The organism is uncultured Lutibacter sp. (assembly GCF_937891065.1).
In the GTDB taxonomy this organism is placed as follows: Bacteria; Bacteroidota; Bacteroidia; order Flavobacteriales; family Flavobacteriaceae; genus Lutibacter.
The window spans coordinates 1-21,789 of the sequence record NZ_CALAEQ010000191.1; the positions used below are offsets into that span (position 1 = coordinate 1).

Annotated in this window: 20 protein-coding genes; 7 read left to right on the forward strand and 13 right to left on the reverse strand. The window is 28.2% G+C overall.

The genetic code is table 11. The annotated features are described in order from the left end of the window. The first annotated feature begins 76 nt into the window (after positions 1-76). A complete protein-coding gene (locus tag Q0352_RS10400) occupies positions 77-547 on the forward strand; it encodes a DNA starvation/stationary phase protection protein (protein WP_299527235.1) in 471 nt (156 codons plus the stop codon). A gap of 59 nt (positions 548-606) precedes the next feature. Here the strand turns inward: Q0352_RS10400 and Q0352_RS10405 are convergent, their stop codons facing one another. Genes Q0352_RS10405 through Q0352_RS10420 form a run of 4 tightly spaced genes read right to left on the reverse strand, consistent with a single transcriptional unit; the run spans position 607 to position 3,424 of the window. After that, positions 607-1,413, reverse strand: coding sequence for a 1-acyl-sn-glycerol-3-phosphate acyltransferase (locus tag Q0352_RS10405; RefSeq protein WP_299527236.1), 807 nt, complete (start codon positions 1,411-1,413; stop codon positions 607-609). A gap of 48 nt (positions 1,414-1,461) precedes the next feature. Next, on the reverse strand, positions 1,462-2,094 hold the full coding sequence (locus tag Q0352_RS10410) for a CoA pyrophosphatase (protein WP_299527237.1): 633 nt from the start codon (positions 2,092-2,094) through the stop codon (positions 1,462-1,464). Continuing rightward, positions 2,094-2,705 carry a trimeric intracellular cation channel family protein gene (locus tag Q0352_RS10415; RefSeq protein WP_299527238.1) on the reverse strand — a complete coding sequence of 204 codons (612 nt, stop codon included), beginning with the start codon at positions 2,703-2,705 and terminating at the stop codon, positions 2,094-2,096. Before Q0352_RS10415 ends, Q0352_RS10410 begins: the two co-directional genes overlap by 1 nt. After that, positions 2,705-3,424: an RDD family protein gene (locus Q0352_RS10420; protein ID WP_299527239.1), complete on the reverse strand. Its 720-nt coding sequence runs from the start codon at positions 3,422-3,424 to the stop codon at positions 2,705-2,707. The genes Q0352_RS10415 and Q0352_RS10420 overlap by 1 nt, the downstream gene beginning before the upstream one ends. A gap of 105 nt (positions 3,425-3,529) precedes the next feature. Here Q0352_RS10420 and Q0352_RS10425 point away from each other — a divergent pair, with 105 nt between their 5' ends. The 6 genes from Q0352_RS10425 (at position 3,530) to Q0352_RS10450 (ending at position 9,700) form a co-directional block, all read left to right on the forward strand. Further along, positions 3,530-4,498: a stage II sporulation protein M gene (locus tag Q0352_RS10425; RefSeq protein WP_299527240.1), complete on the forward strand. Its 969-nt coding sequence runs from the start codon at positions 3,530-3,532 to the stop codon at positions 4,496-4,498. Beyond that, a complete protein-coding gene (locus tag Q0352_RS10430; protein WP_299527241.1) occupies positions 4,491-5,387 on the forward strand; it encodes a hypothetical protein in 897 nt (298 codons plus the stop codon). The genes Q0352_RS10425 and Q0352_RS10430 overlap by 8 nt, the downstream gene beginning before the upstream one ends. A 2-nt stretch (positions 5,388-5,389) precedes the next feature. Beyond that, the gene (locus Q0352_RS10435) at positions 5,390-6,127 is read left to right on the forward strand and encodes a DUF4129 domain-containing protein (RefSeq protein WP_299527242.1); all 738 of its coding nucleotides are present in this window, start codon (positions 5,390-5,392) and stop codon (positions 6,125-6,127) included. A 1-nt stretch (position 6,128) separates the two neighbouring features. Further along, a complete protein-coding gene (locus Q0352_RS10440; RefSeq protein ID WP_299527243.1) occupies positions 6,129-7,334 on the forward strand; it encodes a DUF4350 domain-containing protein in 1,206 nt (401 codons plus the stop codon). Then, positions 7,324-8,307 (forward strand): MoxR family ATPase, encoded by a 984-nt coding sequence (locus Q0352_RS10445; RefSeq protein WP_299527244.1) that lies wholly within the window; start codon positions 7,324-7,326, stop codon positions 8,305-8,307. Before Q0352_RS10440 ends, Q0352_RS10445 begins: the two co-directional genes overlap by 11 nt. A gap of 61 nt (positions 8,308-8,368) precedes the next feature. After that, complete coding sequence (locus Q0352_RS10450) at positions 8,369-9,700, forward strand: DUF58 domain-containing protein (protein ID WP_299527245.1); 1,332 nt, start codon at positions 8,369-8,371, stop codon at positions 9,698-9,700. On the opposite strand, the gene ppgK is transcribed toward Q0352_RS10450, so the two are convergent. The 9 genes from ppgK to Q0352_RS10495 all read right to left on the reverse strand — a co-directional run bounded on the left by ppgK (position 9,693) and on the right by Q0352_RS10495 (position 21,766). Continuing rightward, a complete protein-coding gene (ppgK, locus tag Q0352_RS10455) occupies positions 9,693-10,436 on the reverse strand; it encodes a polyphosphate--glucose phosphotransferase (RefSeq protein WP_299527246.1) in 744 nt (247 codons plus the stop codon). The two genes, Q0352_RS10450 and ppgK, sit on opposite strands and share 8 nt — an antisense overlap. 585 nt (positions 10,437-11,021) lie before the next feature. Then, positions 11,022-11,675 (reverse strand): alpha/beta fold hydrolase, encoded by a 654-nt coding sequence (locus Q0352_RS10460; RefSeq protein WP_299527247.1) that lies wholly within the window; start codon positions 11,673-11,675, stop codon positions 11,022-11,024. Positions 11,676-11,734: 59 nt separating this feature from the next. Continuing rightward, positions 11,735-12,064, reverse strand: coding sequence for a hypothetical protein (locus Q0352_RS10465; RefSeq protein WP_299527248.1), 330 nt, complete (start codon positions 12,062-12,064; stop codon positions 11,735-11,737). Between the two features lie 21 nt (positions 12,065-12,085). Beyond that, on the reverse strand, positions 12,086-13,339 hold the full coding sequence (locus Q0352_RS10470) for a dihydroorotase family protein (RefSeq protein WP_299527249.1): 1,254 nt from the start codon (positions 13,337-13,339) through the stop codon (positions 12,086-12,088). After that, positions 13,336-15,300: a BatA domain-containing protein gene (locus Q0352_RS10475; protein WP_299527251.1), complete on the reverse strand. Its 1,965-nt coding sequence runs from the start codon at positions 15,298-15,300 to the stop codon at positions 13,336-13,338. Before Q0352_RS10475 ends, Q0352_RS10470 begins: the two co-directional genes overlap by 4 nt. A gap of 45 nt (positions 15,301-15,345) precedes the next feature. After that, positions 15,346-16,080, reverse strand: coding sequence for a 5'-methylthioadenosine/adenosylhomocysteine nucleosidase (locus tag Q0352_RS10480; RefSeq protein ID WP_299527253.1), 735 nt, complete (start codon positions 16,078-16,080; stop codon positions 15,346-15,348). Between the two features lie 12 nt (positions 16,081-16,092). Beyond that, on the reverse strand, positions 16,093-16,755 hold the full coding sequence (locus Q0352_RS10485; RefSeq protein WP_299527255.1) for an ABC transporter ATP-binding protein: 663 nt from the start codon (positions 16,753-16,755) through the stop codon (positions 16,093-16,095). Between the two features lie 41 nt (positions 16,756-16,796). Then, positions 16,797-19,205, reverse strand: coding sequence for a DUF5916 domain-containing protein (locus tag Q0352_RS10490; RefSeq protein ID WP_299527257.1), 2,409 nt, complete (start codon positions 19,203-19,205; stop codon positions 16,797-16,799). Between the two features lie 140 nt (positions 19,206-19,345). Then, positions 19,346-21,766, reverse strand: a complete 2,421-nt coding sequence (locus tag Q0352_RS10495; protein ID WP_299527259.1) for a DUF5916 domain-containing protein — start codon at positions 21,764-21,766, stop codon at positions 19,346-19,348. Between the last annotated feature and the right edge of the window lie 23 nt (positions 21,767-21,789).

A 21,789-nucleotide genomic window follows, 5' to 3' on the forward strand; every position in this document is an offset into this window, starting at 1 on the left:
ACTATGCTAAGAATAGATTGTCTGCCAATTCTAGAATTAAAATAATAATAAAAACTTAACAATAAAATAAATAATTATGAGCACAACGATTTTAGGATTAGATCAAAATAAAACAGAAAATTTAGTAGTTAGTTTGAACAGTTTATTAGCTAATTTTCAAGTTTATTATCAAAATTTAAGAGGATTACATTGGAATATAAAAGGAAAATCATTTTTTGAATTACACGTAAAATTTGAAGAATTTTATACAGACTCTCAAGAAAAAATTGATATGATTGCTGAGCGTATTTTAACTTTAGAAGGTACGCCATTGCATACTTTTGCTGAATATTCTGAATTATCGAAAGTTGCAGTTGGTAAAAATATTAGTAAAGATGTTGATGCCGTTAAATTAGTAGTAAATTCTTTGTCTGAGTTATTAAAAATAGAAAGAGTTATATTAAATGAATCTGATGCTGCGAATGATGAAGGAACAAACTCTATGATGAGTGATTTTATTGCTGAGCAAGAAAAAACAATTTGGATGTTAAACTCTTGGTTAAATTAACAACTGAATAGTTAAATAAAAAAACCGTTTTAAGATTTCTAAAAACGGTTTTTTTTATACTAACTCCAAAACTTACGTTTTTTGTTAAGTTCATCTTCCTGACGTTTATATTCTTCAGGTGTAATAACTTTCAATAGGGATGGGTGTTGTTCTATTTCAAATTGAATTCTTTCAATAATTTCTTCAAAAGTTTCATTTTCATAATCAATTTTCATAGGTTCTTTAATAACCATCGATTGTAAAACATTCCGTTTTTTAATTAACAAGCCTTTTTTATCATAAGCTCTTCTAAATCCATCAATAACTATAGGAACTACAACGGGTTTGTATGTTTTAATAATGTGAGCAGTACCACGTCTAATAGGCTTAAAAGGTGTTGTTGTACCTTGAGGAAAGGTAATAACCCAACCATCATCTAGCGCTTTTTTAATATTACTAATGTCAGACATTTTTACTTGTCGTTTGATATCTTTACCTCCAGCTCTCCAAGTTCTTTCAATAGAAATTGAACCTATATATGCAAATATTTTAGGCAATAACCCAGCTTTCATGGTTTCAGAAGCGGCAATATAATAGACATTTAGTTTTGGTCTCCATATGTAGCCAATATTTTTTAAAGAATCATCTCTCCCTTTTAATGCAGCATTGAAAACGTGAAACATAGCGGCAACATCAGCAAAATATGTTTGATGATTTGATACAAAAAGTACATTGGTTTCAGGTAAATCTCTAATGATTTCTGATCCTTCAATTTGAAGTTTATTGAAACGTCTATAACGTCCATGTGAAACGACTCCAAAAATACGAATGAGCCATCTTTTAATAAATAAAATATGTCCAAACGGATTTCTTTTAAAAATGGGCATTATGGTTGGTTGGTTTTGAATGAATGACAAATTTAAGAAAAAAATAGTTTACATTTTCTTTAATAATTCTTTGATTTCATTAAGCATCATAGCGGTTGCTCCCCAAACAACGTAATTGTTTAACATAAAGCAAGGTACTTTCATGTCTTTTGCATAGGTTGTAGATAATATAGTAGTAGAAATTGAAGATTCGTCCAATAAGTCTTTTACTGAAATAGTAATAATTTCTTCAACCTCATAATTTTTTGTAAAAGTGGGTACATGGTTTAAACAACCTAAAAATGGTGTTACTAAAAAATTACTAGGTGGAATAAAAACATCAGTCATTTGCTTAAAAATAGTAATATCATTTAATGGAATTCCAACTTCTTCAAAAGTTTCACGTAATGCCGTATTTTTTAAAGAATTATCATTCTTTTCAAATTTTCCACCTGGAAAGCTAATTTGAGCTGAATGGGTTCCTTCATAATCAGCACGTAATGTCAATAAGAAACAAACTTCACCAATAGTATTGGGATAAAATAAGGCAACAACAGCAGCTTTTTTAGGGTTAAGCGCTTCAATTTTCTCATTAGAATATCTCAACCTTAATTTGGGAGCTAATTTAAACTGGGCCTCTAAACCGCCAACTGGATTTTCTTTTAGTTTTGATATGCTATTTATAAAATGATTAAAATTCATTATTTTTTAGAATAAAATGTAGGTAAACTTAGTTTAAACAGTACAGCAACTAATCGAATAGAAATAACAATAACGGATGTTGAGACATAAATTATGGATTCAGAAAAATTAAAATTATGTAAAACTAAATAAGTTATAGACCCTAAAACGGCAGCTGTAACATAAATGTCTTTTCTAAAAATAATAGGTATCTCATTACATAAAATATCCCTTATTACACCACCAAATGAGGCTGTCATGGTGGCAATTGAAATAATAATAATAGGGTGGAAGTTGGCTTTTAATCCAATTTCAGTCCCCATAATAGTATATAATCCAAGTCCAATAGTATCAAATAAAAACAATGACTTACTTAAATATTTTAATTTTTTTCTAAAAATAATTGCAAAAACATATGATGCTGTTATTATATATATGTATTCAGTATTTTTCATCCAAAAAACTGGTTGAGCACCAATAAGTACATCTCTTAGAGTTCCTCCTCCAACTGATGTGGCGAAGGCTATAATAAAAACACCAAAAGGATCTAGTTTTTTTCTCATGGCAACTAATGACCCTGAAATTGCAAATGCAATTATTCCTAAAATATCTAAAATATGAAATAGCGTCATTATGTTTGTTGTGTAAAATAATTATAATCTTTAATAACTACATCTATAAAATTAATTGGCTGCATATCAGTAGTTATTCCTGTTAGTGCTATTATTTTTAAGTGTAGTTTTAATATGGTTTTATGATTTCCTTTTCTTTTAGCTTTTAAATAAAGTTCTTTAATCGTTTGAATATCATTGTCATTAAGTAATGTAACTTGAGAAAAAGTAGGTTTATATTCTTCAGGTATATCAACTAGTAAAGTATCATGAATTGTAATGTTTTTCTTTTCAGAGATCACGGTAGTTCCAGCCGCTAAATCACCCAAACGCTGTCCTTTTCCATTTAATAAAATGGTTAATAGCGCAACGGATCCCGATGCTAAACTAATATCAATTAAGCGTAACATCCAACGAATTAAATAACTGCCAAAAGTTGGTTTTGAACCATCAAGTTTTGTAACTCTAATTTTATTAAAATATTTACCAGGTGTTTGTCCATTCATTAAAGTTTCAAAAAGCAAACTATAAAAGAAAACAGGTAAACTTAATAAGGCATAATAAACATAAAGAGATTCGTCTAAACTAAATCCTAGTGCATTTAAAACTAATATAATTATAGTATAATATCCAGCTATAATCAACATATCTATTAGGAAAGACCCAATCCGAGTGCTTAGTTGAGCCACATTTTGCTTAATAGTTACATTTTGGGCTGTTTCTATATGAAAATTATCCATTTTATACTTAATCTTTTTTGGCTGATACAATTTGATTTTTTACATTCGTTCACCGGAATGTATACTCTAATTAATAGAACTATATAAAAGGCAAAAGTAAAAAAAATGCGTGAAGCATCGTTTGTAAAAAGGAATAAAAATAAATGGCTATTATTTGAAAACGTTCTTGATAAAAAAGAACAGGTTTCACCAGATAAGCTATCGGATTTATATATTGAAATTACAGATGATTTAAGCTATGCAAAAACATTTTATCCGCAAAGTAAAACGGCTCAATATTTAAATTCACTGGCTTCAAAAGCGCATCAAAAAATTTATAAAACGAAAAAGGAAAGTAAAAACAGATTATTTACTTTCTTTAAATCGGAGTTTCCACTCGAATTTGTGAAGTACCATAAACAATTGGTTATTGCATTTTTAACATTTGTTTTTTTTGCTATTATTGGAGCATATTCAGCGGCTAATGATGGTGATTTTGTTCGCTTAATTTTGGGAGATGATTATGTAAATACCACTTTAGATAATATTTCAAAAGGTGACCCAATGGCTGTTTACAAAAAAATGGAAGAAAGTAATATGTTTATTATGATTACTTTGAATAATATTAAAGTAGCTATGACCGCTTTTGTGTTTGGAATGCTTTTTTCAGTTGGAACTTTGTTTATTATGATGCGTAATGGAATTATGTTGGGCTCTTTTTTATACTTTTTCTATGAAAAAGACTTGCTTTGGGAATCATCAAGAACAATTTGGATTCATGGAACTATTGAAATTTCTGTTATTATAATTGCGGGTTGTGCAGGTTTAGTTTTAGGGAATGGATTACTTTTTCCAAAAACATACTCAAGATTAGCATCTTTTAAGATGAGTTTTAAAGCTGGTTTAAAAATTATGGTAAGTACTATTCCATTTTTTATAGTTGCCGGCTTTTTAGAAGGTTTTGTAACGCGCCACACTGAAATGCCAGATTGGCTGGCGTTATTTATAATATTAACATCATTTATTTCAATTTTATATTACTATATAATTTATCCAATAAAATTAACAAAACAAAGAAAGCAAGAAAATGAATAATCATATTGAATTTAAAAAAGAACGAGATTTAGGAGCAATTATAACCGATACTTTCACTTTTATTAGGGAAAACTGGAGAGATTATTTTTTAACAGTTTTTAAAATAATTGGCCCTGTTTTATTAGTAGGTGCTGCATTGTTGGTATTTGCAATGGTTTCTTATTCAGGAGCTATAAAAGGAATAATTAGTTTAGATCAATCTGCACCTGATCCTTCTAATATAATGGGGAATATGTTTGGAATGTTTGGTTGGATATTTTTAATGTTTGTAGTTTTTGGGATTGTTTATACACTTTTAGCTGAAGTTTCTTTATTTTATATAAAATCGTATATAGAAAATAATGGAGTTGCTAATTTCGAAGAAGTTAAAGATAATACCTATGCTAATATATGGAAGTTTGTAGGCTTAGGCGTTTTATCTATTTTAATGATGATTGTAGCTTATGTTCTTTGTGTGTTGCCAGTTGTATATATTGCAATTGTTTTATCGTTAGCAATGCCAATAATGGTTTTTGAAAATAAAAGTGTTGGAGACACAATTTCGCATTGCTTTACACTTATAAAAAGTGAATGGTGGAATACTTTTGGAGTTGTGTTAGTAATTGGAATATTGGTGTCAATGTTAGGTTTTATTTTTTCAATACCTTCATTAATTTATCAACTAATATCAATGGGAGTTACTTTTACAAATGATGATCCAACGGCTATTTTAGGCATCTTGGAAGACCCAATTTACCTAATGCTTAATTTGTTTGCTTACTTTGGAAAGTTTTTATTTTATTCAGTTACATTGGTGGCATCGGCATTCATTTATTTCGATTTAAATGAACAAAAAAACTTTACAGGTACTTTTGAAAAAATTGAAAGTTTAGGAAGTGACGAAAATTAATAATGAATAAATTACTCTTTTTTCTTTTTATAATGCTATCGGTTAGTGCTTTTGCACAAGCCGATTCGCTTGTTGTTAAAAATGATAAGAGTAGTATTGTTCGAAAGAAATTTGATTCAAATAATTTAGAAAAATACAAGCAAGACAGAGATTTTATATATGAAGAAGATACCGTTAAAGTTGAACCTTCTTTTTTAGAGCGAGTTTTTTATTGGTTTCTTAGACAAATATCACGTTTTTTAGAATGGGTATTTGGTGTAAAATATGCCAAAGGTATTTTAGCGACAATTCTCACTGCGCTGCCTTATGTTATTGCTGGAATTGTTCTATTTCTTTTGTTGAAATTTTTCTTAAAAGTAAATTTAAATTCAATTGTTGATACTTCAAAAAATAAGTCAGTTGTTTCTATTACCGAGGAAGAAGAATTGATTAAAAATAAAGACATTTTAAAACTAGTTCAAAAGGCAATTTCTAATAAAAATTATAGACTAGCAGTTCGCTATTATTATCTAAATATTCTGAAACAATTAGAGAGTAAACAATTAATTATTTGGGAGTTACAAAAAACAAATGAAGATTATATACACGAAATTCAGCATCAAAACATTAAAAATTCATTTATAAATTTAACAAGGTTATATGATTTTGTTTGGTATGGAAATTTCAGTATAAATGAGGTTGAATTTATGCGTGTTGAATCAGATTTTGTAGAAACAAATAACTTAATTAATAAAAAGTAAGTTGGATACAAAAGCAAAAATATATATTGTTGCGTTTTTAGTGCTAATTTCTGGACTTATTTATCTAGAAACTACTAAGAAAAAGCCTATAAACTGGTTTCCAAGTTATGCAGCTAAACATAAAATACCATATGGAACTTTTGTTTTGCGAGAAGAGATGTCAAATTTGTTTCCTTCTGAAGAAATAAAAAATATTAAAATACCACCATATATTTATTTAGAAGATACAACACGAGTTGGTACTTATTTTTTTGTTGATGAAGCTTTAAATTTTGGAAATGCAGAGTTTTTGCGATTAATGAAATTTGTAGAAAGGGGAAATGATGTTTTTATTTCAACTCATGGAATGAATATTGACACATTAAATTTTGAAACAAAACAATTAGTAAGTGAAAATTTAGATGAAAAAGTATTTTTTAAACTTAAAAATAAATCATTTAAAGGTAAAGAATATTCTTTCGATAGGCCTTTCACAAATCAGATTTTTACAAAAATTGATACGCTAAATACTACTATATTAGGAATAACTGGCTATGTAAATGCAGCTAATGAAAGAACTGAAGAAGGTATTAATTTTGTAAAATATTCTTTTGGAAAAGGAAACTTTTATTTTCATACATTCCCTGAGTTATTTACAAATTATACTATTTTAAAATCTCCAAATCAACAACATACAGCAAATGTTTTATCTTATTTGAGAGATGATTTACCTATTTTATGGGATTCTTATTATAAAACTGGAAAAAGTAAAATTACATCACCAATTTATTATTTATTAAGTTCTAAATATTTAAAATGGGCTTATTATATGGTGTTAATTGGTGTATTGTTTTTTGTGATTTTTGAAGGTAAACGAACCCAACGATATATACCAATTTTAACGCCTTTAAAAAATCAAACAGTCGCGTTTACACGCACAATTGCAAATATGTATTTTGAAAAACAAGAGCATAAAAATATTGCAGAACACAAAATAAGTTATTTTTTAGAATATATTAGAACGAAATTACACATACCAACTACAATTATAGATATTACTTTTTATGAATATGTTGCATCAAGAAGCGGAAATTCTTATGAAAGTGTTGAGAAATTATTTCAGTTTTGTGATCAAATTCACCTAAAAAATCAAATAACAAACGAAGAGCTTATCACTTTAAATAAAATGATAGAAAATTTTAAAAAAACAATTCAATATGGAAAATAACGATTTGAATTTTGAAAATAGAGTAGACCTTGACAAATTAAAAAATGCTGTAATTCAAATTAAAGAAGAATTAGGTAAAATTATTGTTGGGCAAGAGAATTTTATGGATTTATTGATAGTTGCTTTATTAGCTGACGGACACGTTTTAATTGAAGGTGTTCCTGGTGTTGCTAAAACAATTACAGCAAAATTACTTTCTAAAACAATAGACACCGGTTTTAGTAGACTTCAATTTACACCGGATTTAATGCCGAGTGATGTTTTGGGAACTTCAATTTTAAACATGAAAACATCGGAATTTGAATTTAAAAAAGGTCCAATTTTTTCAAATTTAGTTTTAATTGATGAGATTAATAGAGCACCTGCAAAAACACAAGCTGCTTTATTTGAGGTGATGGAAGAACGCCAAATTTCAATTGATGGAAATACCTATAAAATGAAACCACCATTTATGGTGTTAGCAACTCAAAACCCAATAGAGCAGGAGGGAACTTATGCATTACCCGAGGCACAATTAGATCGTTTTTTATTTAAAATTGATGTGGGTTATCCAAATTTAGAAGAAGAAATTTTAATTCTAAAAACTCATCAAGAAAGAAAAGGTGTGTTACCAGAAACGCTAATTTCAGCGTTAATTTCTGAGGCTGATTTGTTAGAATATAAAAACAAGATTTTTGAAGTTATTGTTGAAGAAAAAATAATGAAATATATAGCTCAGTTAATTACAAAAACTAGAAATCATCCACATTTATATTTGGGAGGTTCACCAAGAGCAAGTATTGCAGTCTTAAATTCATCAAAAGCATTTGCAGCAATTAATGGACGTGATTTTGTGATACCTGAAGATATTAAAAAAGTAATTTCGCCAGTGTTACGTCATCGGTTAATTGTAACTCCTGAACGTGAAATGGAGGGGATGACGGCAGATAAAGTAATTGAGATGATTGTGCAATCGGTTGAAGTTCCTAGGTAGATATTGTTATAAAATTGTCAGTATTTAATTTCGAACCTTATAAATTGAAGATTATAATTTAATGAATTTAATTAAAAATCTATACATACACGAACGCTTTTATAAGTATATAAGCATTATTGCTGCTACTTTTTTGGTTTCATTTTGGTTTCCAATTTTGTATTCGGTTGCATGGTTTTTAGTAACTATTTTAGCAGTATTATTTGTAAGTGATATCTATTTGCTTTTTAAATCTAAAAATGGGATTAATGCTCGAAGATTACTGACTAAAAAATTTTCAAATTCAGATGAAAATCCTATTCCCATAACAGTTAAGAATAACTACAAATTTAAAATTGAAGTGAAGTTAATTGATGAATTACCACCTCAATTTCAAAAAAGAGATTTTGAACAAGTTTCATTTATCAACCCTTCTGAAATTTGGGAATTTGAATATGCTGTGAAACCAGTTGAACGTGGCGAGTATTATTTTGGAAATCTAAATGTGTATGTTTCAACTTTTTTAAGAATTGTTTCAAGACGATTCAAGTTTCAAGAAAATGAAATGGTTGCAGTATATCCTTCATATATTCAAATGAAGAAATATGAGTTTTTAGCAATGAGTAATCGGTTAACAGAATTTGGGTTAAAAAAAATTAGAAAAATTGGACACACTTTAGAATTTGAGCAAATTAAAAATTACATAGCTGGAGATGATGTAAGAACTATTAATTGGAAAGCTACGGCAAAGCGCTCACAATTAATGGTAAACCAATATCAAGATGAAAAATCGCAGCCTATTTATTCTATAATAGATTTGGGAAGGGTAATGAAAATGCCTTTTGAAGAATTAAAATTATTGGATTATGCTATAAATTCAACATTGGCTTTTTCGAATATAGCACTTCGAAAAAATGATAAGGCAGGTTTATTAACTTTTTCTAAAAAAGTGGACACTATTGTTGCTGCAAGTAATAAAAAAACTCATTTAAACACTATAAATGAAGCTTTATATAATATTTCAACTCAACATACGGATTCTGATTTCGGCTATTTGTATGCGCTTATAAAGCGAAAAGTAACACAAAGAAGTTTATTAATTTTGTATACAAATTTTGAACATATCTCATCATTAAAACGCCAAATCCCATTTTTAAAAGCAATTGCTAAATATCATTTATTAGTTGTTGTCTTTTTTGAAAATACAGAATTGGATGTTTTAATAAATGAAAATGCAGAAGATTTACAATCAATATACCATAAAACAATTGCTGAAAAGTTTGCTTATGAGAAAAGACTCATAGTGAAAGAACTAGAGGGCAAAGGTATTTATGGAATACTAACAAAACCACAAAATCTTACGGTGAATGTTATTAATAAATATTTAGAATTTAAAGCAAAAGGGTTTATTTAATTTGATATTTGGCGGCCAATGCAGCTCCAATAATTCCAGCCTCATTTTCAGCTTTTGCGGGAACTATATCAACATCAATATCAAATTGATCCTCAATTTTATCAAACTTTTTACTTGCTCCACCACCAACAATAATTAAATCAGGTGATACTAATAAATTAATATGCTTAAAATATTTATGCAATCTTTTGCCCCATTCTTTACGGCTTAAATCATCTCTTTTTCTTGCAGAATCTGAAGCGTATCTTTCAAAAATTTCACCATTTTTATGTAACACATGTCCAAATTCAGTGTTTGGTAATAATTTACCATCTAAAAATAATCCCGAACCAATTCCAGTTCCCAAAGTAATCATGATTACAGTTCCTTTTACATTTTTTCCCGCTCCAAAATTTATTTCAGCCAATCCAGCAGCATCTGCATCGTTTACAATAGAAAAATCATTTCCAGTTTTCGATTCAAAGAGCGTATCAACTTGTATACCTTGCCAATCTTCGTGTAAATTTCCACCTGTTAAACATTTTCCATGCTGTAATGGAGTAGGAAACCCACAGCCTACTAAACCTTTCCAATTAAAATGATTCACAAGTACTTGAATAGTATTAGCTACAGCTTCTGGTGTTGCAGGTTTTGGTGTTGGTATTCTATGTTTTTCAGTAGTTAATTCTCCAGTTTCAATATTTACCAAGGCGCCTTTAATTCCTGTGCCACCAACATCAATTCCTAATATTTCCATATTATTTATTTAAAAATTTTGAGTTTGAACAACAATGTTATTGAAAATATATTAAATAAAAAATAATACTTGTTAGTTTTTTTATAATCTAATATATAGATGCAAATTAAATATGAAGAAGTAATTATAATATAAACTCTTAAAATTATAAGAGCTTTGTTAAATTACTGAAATTAGGTTAAACTTTTTAAGAGTGCCTTATTAAATGCTAAGTATTGGGTGTTTAAGTGTTTATAAGTTGAAAAATATATTTTTTTGATTAAAAACAAGTTTAAATCCAATTATCATAAAAATGAATGAATTTAAATAAAAAAACCACCCCAAATTGGGGTGGTAAAAATTGCGATTTAACATCTACTTCTAATGCCTTAGGATAATTAGAGCTAGAGTAATTGTGCAATTGTAGGTTAAAGGTATAGCTTGAATTAGTGAAAATTAATGACTTATATCATACATGTTAACATTTTATATAAATTATAATTTTCAGTAAAAGAATAGTGCTAATTAGGGGCTTTAAAATAATTAAATTCATAATGTAAATACTCAACAAACTGCAAATAATACAAAATCATTAAATTTTGACGTTTACATCCGTTCTTCCATCCACTTTTTAAAATCGAAGAAATTTTGTGGCGCAACACCGTGACCTACACCATATTCTTTATAATAGTTTTTTATTTGTAGCTCATTTAAAAATGGAGATGCTTTTTTAGCCCAATCAGCAGGGATTACTTGATCTACGCTTCCGTGAGATATAAAGAAGTCTAATGTTGAATAATCTTTAAGATTGTAATCTTTAGGTAATAATTCATGGTTTATATAACCGCTTAAAGCAATAATCTTTTGAACCTTTTCAGGATAATTTAAAGCAACGGCATAACTTAAAATGGTACCTTGACTAAATCCTAATAAAAAAGTTTTATCTGGAGAAATATTGTAGTTGTTTTGTACTTCATCAATAAAAGTAGCTATTTTATCTCTAGCCTCAATTGCTTCAGGAATATCAGAAAATTTACCTTCATTGGCAGTAAAATTAATAGTATACCAAGCATAACTTCCATAGCCTAAATTCTGAGGAGCTCTTGCACTCACAATTAACAAATCATCTGGTAATTCAGTTGCAAATGAAAACAAATCTTCTTCATTGCTACCGTAGCCGTGTAATAAAATTAATAATGAAGTATTCTCAGTTTGAACGTTTGGCTCTCTAACAATGTACTGTAATGATAATTTTTCCATAGTTGTAAAATAAAAGTCGCGCTTTAGGGCGCGACTTCAAAAATAGTATTTTTAATTATTTATCCAATATTTTTAAACCAATCTTGAAATAAATCACCAACTAAAGGTACTCTTTTTTCTTCTCCTTGTATAGCTCCAACAAAACCAATTATCCATAAAACAAATAATATTAAACTAATTGCTCCTGCAACCATACTATTTACATATAATCCAATTGCAAATCCATTTATTAACCAAAAAAGAGATAAACCTATCACTTGTCGTATATGAAATGCAGCAAAAGAATTATGTTTATCATTGTTCATTATAAAAGCAATAATTGTCCCAATAAAAGTGATGTAGCTAATAATTGCTATTGTTTTTCCTTCGTGTACAGTTTGATTTTCCATATTTAAATTTGTATTAATAAATTAAAGTATTATTTTATTGTTTGCTATAATTCCATAAACTTTTCCATTCAATTTTTTAGTTAAGAAAACAGAATTTTTAGAAGTAGAAAGAATATCAGCTTCAGCAAATTCATACTCAAAATCAGGGTTAAAAAGTGTTAAATTTGCTTTTTCACCTTCTTTAATTGAAAAGCTTCCGACATTAAACCTATTTCTAGGGTTAACCGTTAAACACTTTATTAAAGTTTCAGTATTAACAATTTTATTTAGTGCTCCATATAAACTTTCTAAACCAATAGTACCGTATTTAGCATTTTCATATTCCATTTTTTTATGCTCAATATCAATTGGATTATGATCGCTTGTGATAATATCTATAATACCATCATTTAAACCTTTAACCAATGCTTTTGTATCTTTTAAAGTACGTAATGGCGGTAAAACTTTTGTGTTTGAATCAAATTTGGTCAATTCATCATCAGTTAAAATTAAGTGATGCGCTGCCACACTGCAAGTAACATTTAAACCTTTCTTTTTAGCATCTTTAATTAATTTAACTGATTTCTTTGTTGAAATTGTTGGGATATGCAATTTACCGCCTGTATATTCTAAAATAAATAAATCGCGTACAATTTGCAACTCTTCAGCCATTGACGGAATGCCTTTTAATCCCAGTTTTGTACTGTTTTTTTCTTCATTAACTAACCCGTTACTTGCAATTGCATTATCTTGAGGGAAACTTAAAATAAGTCCATCAAAATTTTGTGCATACAATAAACCAATTTTTAAAAGATTGGCGTTAGAGACAGGTTTATTATAATCTCCAAAAGCGATTGCTCCAGATTTTTGCATATCATATAACTCTGCAATGTCTTTACTCTCAGAACCTTTAGTTAGATTTCCGATAGGATATAAAGAAGTTGCAAAACCATTCGCTTTATTTTTTATGAATTCAATGGCCGATTTATTGTCTGCTACAGGATTTGTATTTGGATTTACTGCAACTGCTGTAAAACCGCTTTTTGCAGCTGTATTTAAACCATTTTCAATAGTTTCACGTTCTTCAAAACCAGGTTCTCCAAAACAAACACTTGTATCAAACCAACCTTGTGAAATATGGAGATTATTTAAATTAATTTCTTTAACTGAAGATTCATTTTTTATTGAATTGGCAATTTTTGTGATGATTCCATTTTCAATTAATAAATCCTTTTTTTGAAGGTGAAAAGGACTCGAATTGTCAATAATAATAGCAGATTTTAGCAGTAGGTTCATTTTTTGAAATATTTTAGGATCAGCATTTCAATTAACAAAAATAGCACAGAAAATGCTAAAAACCATTTAAAAAGCCAATTGATTTTTTGTTGATTGTTAATTTCATTGAAAGCACCAGTAATTGATGAAGAAATAGTTACATTTTTCTTATTTTCAATTAATGATTCTATATGTACGGTGTTTAAATCACTTTCTTCTCTGTTATAATTAAAAGCCGTGGTTTTTATAGGTTTGTTCTCGCTTAAAATTGAATAAAATCCACTTTGTAAAATATGGTTATTTAATGTTAGTTTAACTTTATTTTGAGAGCTAATTTGTAATGGAATAAATTCTAAAGATGTTTTTTCATTTAACATTTTTAACACCTTATCTTTTCCAATAGAAGTTTTTACTTCAATATCATTTTCGGGCTTAATAGTGTAATATAATTTTGTTGTTTTTAAACTTTTTTTAGCAAAATTGTAGAATATAGGGACTACTAAAGGCGATTGTGTAAAATCAGATATTTTATTGTTTAATGGTGAAGTAACCCAATAAATAGCACCATTTAAATTATTTATGGAAGAGATAAATGGTTGGTTATTATCTAATATTATAATTGATGAACTATTTTTTAAATTAGCGTGGTATTGTAAATTTGTTTTTGGGTATTGAAAATTATCAACTCTTTTTTCAAAAACATCTTTTAGTAAAGGATGCTCATAATTGATGGTTATTATTTTATGTTCAGTTTCAGTTTTTGAGGTTATTTTTCCAAGGTTTAAATTCTGAAAAAAAGAATTATAAGAATTAATAGTGCTATTTTCTGAAGGAATTATAACCAAACTCCCGCCTTTTTTTGTGAATTCTTGCAAACTATTTATTAATTCTGTTGGAATATTTTCAAGTTCATTTAAAATAATTAAATGTTGATCTTGAATCTTGTTGTAATTTAAAATTTGAAGAGGAGTAGGTGTGAAAATAAATTCATTTTCAGAATAAATTTTAGATAAAAACTCAGAAGTATTACCAATGCTTAATACATTAATTTTTTCAGGTTTTGAGATAGAAAAGAAAAAGCTATTATCAAACTGCAAAGCATCATCAATAAGTGATATTTCGCCAATAAAATTTGTTGAATTTGGGATGGTAAATTGAACAGTTGAATTATTAGAATTTATAAATTTTGAAGTTGTTTTACCTAATAATTTTGAATTGTTGAGCAAAGAAACCGGAATAGATGAAGAACTTTTTTGAGAACTTTTAATAAATACGTTTACAATGGTATTTGAAGTAGAATTTTCTTCAATAGAAACACTATCTATGTAGTAATTATTCACCTCTTTTGGAACTAATTTTACAAAATTTATGGAAGCGTTTATTTTTGAAAAATCAGCTTTTTGAATTGAATTAACAGATTGAAAATCAGATATTAAAATTAATTTATTTAATGTGTTTTCTTTGTTGGCTTCTAACCTGTTAGCTTTTAATATAATGGTATTTAAGTTTGCTTTGTTTGGGTAATATTTAAGATTAATTAATTCTTCTTTTAAACTTTTGGTGTCTAAATTTTCAAAAACTTTATCATTGGTAATCAATGAGATAGTGCTGTTAGGGTTAATGTTGTTCTCAATAATTTGTTGTGCTGCACTTTTTAATAATTCACCACTTTCACCCTTAGCTTGCATACTAAATGAATTATCTAAATAAATAGTGGTATTAAAATTTTGATGAGTGGAATATTTCGAAAAATAAGGTTGTGCAAAAGCTATGATTAAACAAGTAAATATTAATAATCGTGTTATTAAAATCAACCATTTTTTTAAACGTGCGCTTTTGCGTGTTTGTTTTTCAATAGTTTTTAAAATTTTTACGTTGGTAAATGGAACTTTTACAAAGCGTTGTAATTGAAATAAATGAACAAGTATCGGGATGATAAGTAGCAGAAGAGCATATAAAATTTCAGGATGCTTAAATTGCATTGTTCATAAAGTTTTTCAAAGATATTAAAATTAATCAAAAGTTATTTAAGCAAAATAGTTTTTTAAAATCCCTAAAGCGTAATTACTCGCAATTGAGTTAGCAAATTTAGGAAAATCAATAGTTGCATTATCATTTGCTTTGTCTGAAATAATACGAATGATGGAAAAAGGCACATCGTATTCAAAACAAACTTGAGCAACTGCAGCACCTTCCATTTCAACACAAGTTGCACTTGGGATTAGTTTGTTTAGTTTTTTAATTTTTTTTAAACTTGAAATGAATTGATCTCCACTTGCAATGTCTCCGAAAATTAATTTTGGACCGGTGATATCAAAAAGTTGAGCATCAGTTGTTTTTATATAATTATTGTAAGTTGCTAAAAATAAGTTGGTTGCTTCTAAAAGTTTTGTAGCATCCGTTGTTTTTAAGAATTTCTTTTTTAAAATTGGAATTTCTAATTTTTTATAAAATGGAGTTGCATTTAAATCGTGTTGGTACATATTATTTCCAATAACAACATCGCCAATGTTTAATTCATCTTTAATTCCACCAGCAACACCAGTAAAAATAATCTCATCAACATTAAAATCATTAATTAATTGAGTAGTTGTTATTGCTGAAGCTACTTTTCCCCAGCGAGAAAAAACGAGTACCACATTTTTATTAAATAAAGTACCTTTATAATAAGTTCTCATACCTTTTTCGGTAGTTGAAACGTTTTTAAGTTCTTGTAGTAATGCTTGAATTTCTTCTTGCATTGCGCTTATAATACCAATCATTTTTGTTCAAGTTTAGTTGATGATTTTTCCATCTTTCATTTCTAATTTCCGATCAGCCATATTTGCTAATTCTTCATTATGAGTTACAATTACAAATGTTTGGTGAAATTTATCTCGAAGTGTAAAAAATAATTTGTGTAGTTTTTCTGCCGAAGCTGAATCTAAATTTCCGCTTGGCTCATCAGCAAAAATAACATCAGGATTGTTAATTAAGGCTCTTGCTACTGCAACGCGTTGCTGTTCACCACCTGAAAGTTCATTTGGTTTGTGATGAATTCTATCTGATAAGCCTAAAAAATCTAATAATTCTTTTGCTTTCTTTTCTGCTTCACTTTTTGATGAATTACCTATAAAAGCAGGAATACAAACATTTTCTAATGCTGTAAATTCAGGGAGTAGTTGATGAAACTGAAAAATAAAACCAATGTGTTGATTTCTAAATTTAGATAATGATTTATCCTTTAATTCTAAAAGATTTTTATCGTTTATAGTTAAGGTTGAGTTTTTGGATTCTGTAGGGTTATCTAAAGTACCAAGAATTTGTAAAAGTGTAGTTTTTCCAGCTCCAGAAGGACCAACAATGGCAACTATTTCACCTTTTTTAATAGATAAGTCAACACCTTTTAAAACTTCTAAATCTCCGTAAAATTTATGTATTTTTTTAGCTTCTATCATTGTATATAATAATAGCGTGAAAATACATAATTAAATTAGAATTACAACCAAGTTTTCAGTTTGTTATAATCTAAATAATAGACCATCTTTAATGATAAAGTATTTTGAACTGGCTCTTTGAATAGGTTGTCTAGGTTATCTGAAAAATTCAAACTTGATTGGGTGTCTTCATTAAAGATAGAATTTCTGTATAAGGCAACTAATTGACTTCCAGGTGCAAATTCCCAGGAGTAACTTAAATCTAAATTCCAAATATTGTAATTTACATCATGAATTTCGTTGTAAGAACTAGCATTTAATCCGCCTTCATTATTTAATTCATAATAATTTGAGTCGTATTTTACTGGAGACCAATAATGTCTAAAAGAAAGTGCTAATGATGATTTAGTATTAAAACTTAGTTTACTTGAAATGGTGTTTATGATAGATTTATAATCGCGATTTCCAAAAATAATTCTACCATCTTCTAAGTCATCTACATAACCTTTATCATTAAAATATTTTCTAGTTTCAAATTCATACACTACTTGAAATTTATCAGAAAATCTGTACCTAGGTGAAAATTCAAAACCATAATACTTATTTTCATCATTGTATCTTTTAAGATAAAAGAAACGCATATCCACCGCAAATTTATTTCTGTAATCCGAAGAAAACCAAGCATTAGAAAACATTCGTGCATTTTCTTTAAAAAATCGTCCTTCTATTCGTGGTTCATAAAAATCGTATTGATTTCCAATATTTGACTCAATTTTAGCTCCAAATGCAAACCTATTAATTGTAGCAAAAAAAGTATTAAATTCAAAGTTGTTTCTGGAGTAGGAGTAAGGTTTGTTTTGGTAACCTACAAACCATTCAAAATCTACCCTAATATTATTAAAAGTTTTAGTTGGTTCAAATATTCGGTAAGAAACCTCTCCAAAGTATTTTACATAATTATTATTACTCTGATAGCCTAAATCTTGAATGTCATATTTGTTATCACTTGCGGAATATGCAATTTCGTATTGATAATTTCCATGTGTTTTAGCCAATTGAAAAAATGTAGAATAACCTGACGTGTTTTCACCATTTTCTAGAATATTACTAATTTTATAATTTCCTGTTGCATTGTGTTTACTTCCTTTGTTAGAAATATCAAAAAGAAAAGCTGTAACGTTTGCATCTCTTCCATCACCATTTCTTAATACATTAGTGTTTACAACACTAACAGATGAATTTTTATTGAATTGCTGATCTAATACAAGGACATTGTAATTTGCTAGTGGTTCTGTTATTTTAGTCCTAATTTCTTCTGTTTCTGTATTTTTTATTTTTGCTGAAGTCTTTTCGGTTATTGCATTAAAAACCCCAATACCTAATCCTTTTTTAGTTCTTCCAGATAGTTTTATAGCATTAAGCATATTAACTTTTGAAGGATTGTCAATTATTTCTTCATTACTGGATAAATTTTCTTCAATATTTTCATATCCAACTGGGCTATTACCAACTCTTCGCGAGTAAAATAGATTTCCTTTATCAAAAAGTTCAATTCCTTCTGTGAAAAATGAACGTTTTTCTGAGTAACGTTGTTCAAAAGGGCCTAAATTTAAAACTTGATTATCAAAAGCAGTTTGTCCAAAATCGGGTATTAATGTAACATCAAGTGTAAAACTTTCATTGATACCATATTTTAAATCTAATCCAATGTTGTTGTTAAATTCAGAATCACCATCAAATGTTGTGTAGGTTGAAGAAGCATAAGGCGAAAAATTTAATCGAGTAGGGGGCTTAATATTGTTAATATTGTTGATTAAACCAGAATATTGTGCTGATATCCCTTTCTTTTTGTCAATATAATTCCAAGTATATTCTTCATTTAAATTACTAATTTTTCTACTGAAATTAACGCCCCAAGTTTGCTCATTAGAATTTGAAAAACGAAGAGCTGAATAAGGTATTTTTATTTCAACAACCCAACTATCAGCATTAACTTTTACATCACTTTCCCAAACAGCATTCCAACTAAAATCTTCGTCATCTGAAGTTACCTTAGCATCAGATTGAGATCCAGTGCTTGTTACAGCAAAATAAGTATCGTTTTGACCATCATTATTTGGGTTTATAGCTATTAAAAAAAAGTCAACATTTCCAATTTCGTCTCTACCACCAAATTGCATTGGTATTTCCGTTGGTTTATCATCATACATAGTAGCCCCAAAATAAATTGCCTCATCATCATAGGCTATTTTAACTGTAGTCTTATTAGTTTTTCTTTCATTTCCGCCATCGCCAGGACTCAACATAATAAAATCCTTAGCTATATCAGTTTTTTGCCAAAAATCTTCATTTAAAGTACCATCAATTAATGGGGCTTCATTAATTCTTAAGGCATTTACAGATTTTTTATCAAGTTGAGAATATGAATAAGAAAAATATAGGAGGCAAATTATCAAGAAAAATTTCTTCATTATATATTATAATAGCTAAGTTGAATTTAAGAGCTAAAATATTTAACATATGAAAGAAATTATCTTAAATAAATGTTAATATATACAATTATCATAAACTATAATAATCAGTTTATAAATGATAAAAAAATCAATATGGTTTAACTAGTTTTTTTAAACCATTTTTTAGCATTATTATAGTCTATATAATAAACCATTCTTATAGAAAAATTATGAAGCATAGGTTCTTCAAATAAATTGTTTAAATTGTCTTTAAAGTTTAAATCTGAAAATTCATCTTCATTAAATAGTGAATTTCTGTACAATGCAATTAACTGACTTCCAGGTGCAAATTCCCAAGAAAAGTTAAGATCGAAATTCCAAGTATTAAAATTAATATCGTGATTTGAAGTATAATTGTTTTCTGATAATGTTCCGTCGTTACTTAATAAATAGTATTGATCATCATAGGTGACTGGTGACCAATATTGTCTGAAGGTTAAAGATAAAGCAGCTTTTGTGCTAAAATTATATTTTCCAGAAATAGCATTTGTAACAGACTTTGCATCTCTATTTCCAAAAATTATAGAACCATCTTCCAATTCATTTACAAAGCCTTTATCGTTATTGTCTTTAGAATAAGATAGTGAATAGACAAATGAAAGATGATCATTAACTCTAAATCTAGGTGAAAACTCACTATAAATAAAAGTGTTGTTTTCATGTATTCTGTTAGCGTAAAAAATCCTAAGATCTAAAGCAAATTTCTTTCTGTAATCAGTTGATATCCATTGGTTACCAGAAATACGTGTATTTTGTATAAAATACCTGCCATCAACTCTAGGTTCATAATAATCATATTGTTTACCTATGCTACTTTGAAAATTCCCACCAAAAGCAATTTTTGTTTTTTTAGTTTGAAAAAAGTAATTAACTCCTAAATGATTACCAGTGTAGGTATTTGGTTTATACAAGTAATTAAGTTCACTCCAAAAAGTTATTCTGTAGTCATCAAAGTTTTTAGTTGGTTCAAATATTCTGTAAGATAATTGCCCTTCAAAATTGCTGAAATTATTTCTTCTTTGAAAGCCTAAATCATTTTTGTCAAATTTTGTATCTTGAAGATTGTGCTCAAGATTATATTGCCAATGTCCACTAATTTTACCTATTTCTACGCTTGAAATAAAACCATTAGATTTTTCTCCAAATTCATTAATAGAACTCATTCCAACGCCTCCGTTAATATTATATTTATTGGTTTTATTTGATAAGTTAAATAGCACTGCAGAAATATTTGCATCTCTAAATGACCCATTTCTTAAAACATTGGTATTTACAAAACTAACCGATGAATTTTTGTTAAATTGTTGATCTAAAACAACAACATTATAATTTGTAAAGGGTTCAGTAGTTACTTTTCTAACTTCATCAGTATCTAAATTTTTAATTTTAGCTTCAGTTTTTTCTGTTATTGCATTAAAAACACCGATACCTAATCCACTTTTAGTTCGTCCTGAAATTTTAATGGCGTTTAGCATATTAACGCTTGAAGGATTCTCAATTAATTCTTCATTTTCAGCTAAATTAGATTCATCATAATATGCGGTTGGTGTATTTCCAATTCTTCTTGAATAAAACAAATCTCCTTTACTGAAAAGTTCAGTTCCTTCCGTGAAAAAGGATCTTTTTTCAGAATATTGTTGTTCAAAAGGCCCTAAATTTAAAGTGACATCATCAAAGGCAGTTTGTCCAAAATCAGGAATAAGCGTTGCGTCTAGGGTAAAGCTTTCATTGATACCATATTTAAGGTCAATACCATAATTAGTACTAAAATCATTAGAGCCATCAAAAGTTGTATATGATGATGATGCATAAGGATTAAAACTTAATCTAACAGGCGGTTTTATATCCTCTAAACCAGTTAAGATACCAGCGTATTGTTGAATAGCACCATTGGTTTTATCAATTAAGTTCCAAGTGTATTGTTCTTTTCTACTTTGAATTCTTCGGTGAAAATTTAAACCCCATGTTTGAACTTTTTCACCAGAAAAACGTAGTGCTGAATATGGGATTTTCATTTCTACAATCCAGCCATTATCAACTAGTTTAACAGCACTTGTCCAAACACCATTCCAACTAAAGTCTTCACTGTCAATTGTACTTTTTGCATCAGCTTGATTTCCTGTGGCTTGTACAAAAAACTCGGTATCGTTTTGTCCATCGTTGTATGTGTTAATCATAACTCCAAACCAATCAACTTGCGCAAAGTTATCTCTTGTAGCAGATTCTAAAGCCATATTTTTTAAATCATCATCATAAAGAAATGCACCAAAATAAATGGCTTCATCATCATAAATAATTTTAACTTCAGTTTTTTGATTTTCAAGTTCTTTTTCTCCAGTTCCAGGTCTAAACATTACAAAATCTTTTGCTATTTCAGCATTTATCCAGGCATCATCATCTAAAAGTCCATCAATTATTGGTGCTGTTGTGATTCTTAATGCATTTATAGATTTTTTACTAGATTGAGAGTAAGAAAACGAAATAAAGAGTAAGTAAAAAATAATTAAAAAGTGTTTCATTGTAATTTTTTGAAGGTATTTTA